General features: G+C 66.8%; 1 protein-coding gene and 1 pseudogene. Both read right to left on the bottom strand.

The window, feature by feature from the left end:
* Window positions 1-507, bottom strand: a 507-nt coding sequence (locus JFT44_RS28520) for a PTS glucose transporter subunit IIA (RefSeq protein WP_198792962.1), incomplete at its 3' end; no start/stop codon positions are given.
* Between the two features lie 36 nt (window positions 508-543).
* Window positions 544-792, bottom strand: a pseudogene (locus JFT44_RS28515) (iron dicitrate transport regulator FecR); the annotation flags it as partial.

Here is a 792-nt window from a genome sequence, read left to right as displayed (position 1 = left end):
GGCGGTGTCGGCCATCACGGGCTGCACGACGCCAGCCTGACGCGCAACGATGCGCAGCAGGGCTTCGCCGACCTTGACGGCGTTCACGGCCACGGGGCGCAGTTCGAACTGCTCACCGTTAGTGAGGATGATCAGGCTGACCAGGCTTTTGCACTGGCGGGCGATGCGATCCAGGTCAAAGCGCACCAGGGGCTGCCCATTGCTGACCCGTGCGCCTTGCTGGACCAGCAAGGCAAAGCCTTCGCCTTGCAGTTCGACGGTGTCGATGCCCACATGCAGCAGCACCTCGGCGCCATTGTCGGCGCGGATAGTCAGGGCGTGGCCGGTACGGGCAACGTGGATCACGACCCCGGCACACGGCGCATGCAGGCAATCGTTGAGGGGGTCGATGGCAATCCCGTCGCCCATGGCGCCACTGGCGAACACGTCGTCAGGCACATTGCCCAGGGTCAGCACTGGCCCGCTGAGGGGGGCGCTGAGGGTGAGGTCATTATTATTGTCGGGCATGGGCACGGTACTCATCAGGAAACGACAGAAATCAACTCAGTGGGTGCGAGTGACTTTGCTCAGGTGGCGGGGCTGGTCCGGGTCCATGCCCCGGGCCTGCGCCAGGCCGGCGGCCATCACGTAGAAGCTCTGGATTGCCAGGATCGGGTCCAGGGCCGGGTGTTCGGCGCGGCTGAGGGTCAGGTCGCGTTCGGCGATATCGTCGGGCGCGGCCAGCAGCACCCGAGCCCCGCGCTGGCGCATTTCCGTGGCCAGGCTCAGCAGGCCCGGCTGTTCGGCGCCGCG

It is taken from the genome of Pseudomonas sp. MF5691 (genome assembly GCF_016405645.1).
In the GTDB taxonomy this organism is placed as follows: domain Bacteria; phylum Pseudomonadota; class Gammaproteobacteria; order Pseudomonadales; family Pseudomonadaceae; genus Aquipseudomonas; species Aquipseudomonas shahriarae.
This window is presented reverse-complemented; position numbering and strand designations above follow the sequence as displayed.